The organism is Teichococcus rhizosphaerae (genome assembly GCF_002631185.1).
Classification (GTDB): domain Bacteria; phylum Pseudomonadota; class Alphaproteobacteria; order Acetobacterales; family Acetobacteraceae; genus Pseudoroseomonas; species Pseudoroseomonas rhizosphaerae.
The window spans coordinates 1-2,090 of sequence record NZ_PDNU01000114.1; the positions used below are offsets into that span (position 1 = coordinate 1).

The 2,090-nt window shown below is 64.7% G+C and carries 3 protein-coding genes; all 3 read right to left on the reverse strand.

Annotated elements, in window-relative coordinates; genetic code table 11:
- Window positions 1-586 (reverse strand): NAD(P)-binding domain-containing protein (locus tag CR162_RS21865; RefSeq protein ID WP_218014961.1); only part of this gene is annotated, 586 nt, incomplete at its 3' end.
- 49 nt (window positions 587-635) lie between these two features.
- The gene (locus tag CR162_RS21870) at window positions 636-1,889 is read right to left on the reverse strand and encodes an aspartate aminotransferase family protein (RefSeq protein WP_021264767.1); all 1,254 of its coding nucleotides are present in this window, start codon (window positions 1,887-1,889) and stop codon (window positions 636-638) included.
- Between the two features lie 45 nt (window positions 1,890-1,934).
- Window positions 1,935-2,087 carry an aldehyde dehydrogenase family protein gene (locus tag CR162_RS21875; RefSeq protein ID WP_422903636.1) on the reverse strand — a complete coding sequence of 51 codons (153 nt, stop codon included), beginning with the start codon at window positions 2,085-2,087 and terminating at the stop codon, window positions 1,935-1,937.
- Window positions 2,088-2,090 lie beyond the last annotated feature (3 nt).

Below are 2,090 nucleotides of genomic sequence, written 5' to 3' on the forward strand. Positions count from 1 at the left end.
GCGCGTGGAGCACGGTGGCGAAGGCCAATGCTTCGTCCCAGGGGAGGAACGTCGTATGACCGGCAAGCCCCTCAAGCAGCGCCCGATGCCGTTCGAAGGCCTCAGGATCACCGGTATGAATGCTGTGGCTTTCGCGACGACCAACATTGCGCGGGTAGGCCACGATCATCCCTTTGACGTAATGGCCGCCCGCGCGGTTGACGAGACTCTGAAGCGCCAGGCCCTCGTCCCGGGCGTTGGTCGTGTAATCCACGATCGTACGGTTGGCCAGTGCCTGCATCACACCTGGCATCCCGAGCACCTCATGGGTCGCCTGGTTGTCCAGGAGCACGAAGATCGTGGCCGGGCTTGCAGCCAGCGCGGCTTCGGCGCTCTCGCACAGGTGAGCGCCAGCGGCGACGAGCGCCGCGGCCTTGCCGGGTGAGCGGTTCCAGATCGCCACGCGCCTGCCTTGCCTGAGCAACGCTTGGGCCATGATGGTTCCCATGGCTCCGAGCCCGATCACGGACACTTCGAACTCGACGCTTTCATCATTGTGTTCACGCACGCTCGAGGTCTCCTGATTATTGTTCTGGCTGATGTCCAACAGGTCTCCGGCCTGCGCTTCAACACAGGCCGAAGGGTGACCCTGGCAGCTATTCGCCCAGCGCTGCCGCGACCGATTCGCCGAAGGCCCTGAGGCCGTCTTCGAGTTGGTCGGTCGGAGTGTTCAGCGGTGGCATCAGCTTGATGATTTCGCCATTCGGGCCGCAGCGGTCGACCAGCACGCCCGCTTGCAGCACGCGCTGCTGGGCGTCCTTGGCGACCTCGACGTTGCCGCGGCCGAAATCGATGCCGGCGATCATGCCGCGACAACGCGCGAACGCGACGCCTGGAATTTCCGCAAAGCCGGCAACCGCGCGCTCCATGGCCGCGCAGTTGTCGGCCAGCAATTTCAGGAACTGCTCATCGTGCCAATAGCTGAGCGCGATGCGGGCGGTCAGGAACGCCAACTGGTTGCCGCGGAAGGTGCCGATGTGATCGCCCGGTTGCCATACATCCAGCCCGGCACGAAGCAACACGATCGCCATCGGCAGGCCGAAGCCGCCGATCGATTTGGCGCAGGTGATCAGGTCCGGCACCACCCCGGAGCGCTCGAAGCCGAAGAAGTCGCCGGTGCGGCCGCAACCGGCCTGGATCTCGTCGCAGATAAGCAGCACGCCGTGGTCGGTGGTCCACTTGCGCAAGCGTTGCAGCCATTGGTTGGAAGCCGGGTAGACGCCGGCCTGGATCTGCACCGACTCGACGATCACCGCCGCCGGCAGCTCCGAGCCGCTGCCCTGGTCGTTGGCCAGGCGCTCGAGGAAGCCAATGCTGTCGAATTCGCCATAGGGGCTGTCTTCGTAGGGCACGAACACCACGTCGGTGGAAAGCCCGGGGCCACGGCGAGTGCGGTTGCCGGTGACGGCCAGGGCGCCGGCGGTCATGCCGTGGTAAGCCCCGTAGAACGATACGACCTTGGTACGCCCGGTCGCCTTGCGCGCCAGCTTCAACGCCGCCTCGACGGCGTCGGCACCGGTCGGGCCGGTGAACTGGACCTTGTAGTCCCAGCCGCGTGGCTTGAACAGGTCGCGCTCGATCGCTTCCAGGAACTGGCGCTTGGTGGTGGTGTGCAGGTCGAGGGCGTGGGTCACGCCGTTGGCCGACAGATACGCGATCAGCGCATCGCGCATGCGCGGGTCGTTGTGGCCATAGTTCAGGGCGCCGGCGCCGGCGAAGAAGTCCAGGTATTCGCGGCCATCTTCGCCGCGGATCCTGCTGCCTTGTGCGGTATCGAACACCAGGGGCAAGTCGCGGCAGTACATCCGCACGTTGGACTCGAGCCTTTCGAACGTCTCGATGTTGTTCATGCAAACCTCTTGAAAAATGATCTGGGTAGTCCGGGGTGTGGGCGGTCAGTGCTTGAACATCACGTGGCGCACCACGGTGTAGTCTTCCAGGCCGTACATCGACAGGTCCTTGCCGTAGCCGGACAGCTTGACCCCGCCGTGGGGCATTTCGCTGACCAGCATGAAGTGGGTGTTGACCCAGGTGCAGCCGTATTGCAGGCG

Bases quoted from the DNA above. Each gene is read 5' to 3' on its own strand.
- CR162_RS21870 (WP_021264767.1), bottom strand. From the start codon at position 1,889: ATGAACAACATCGAGACGTTCGAAAGGCTCGAGTCCAACGTGCGGATG.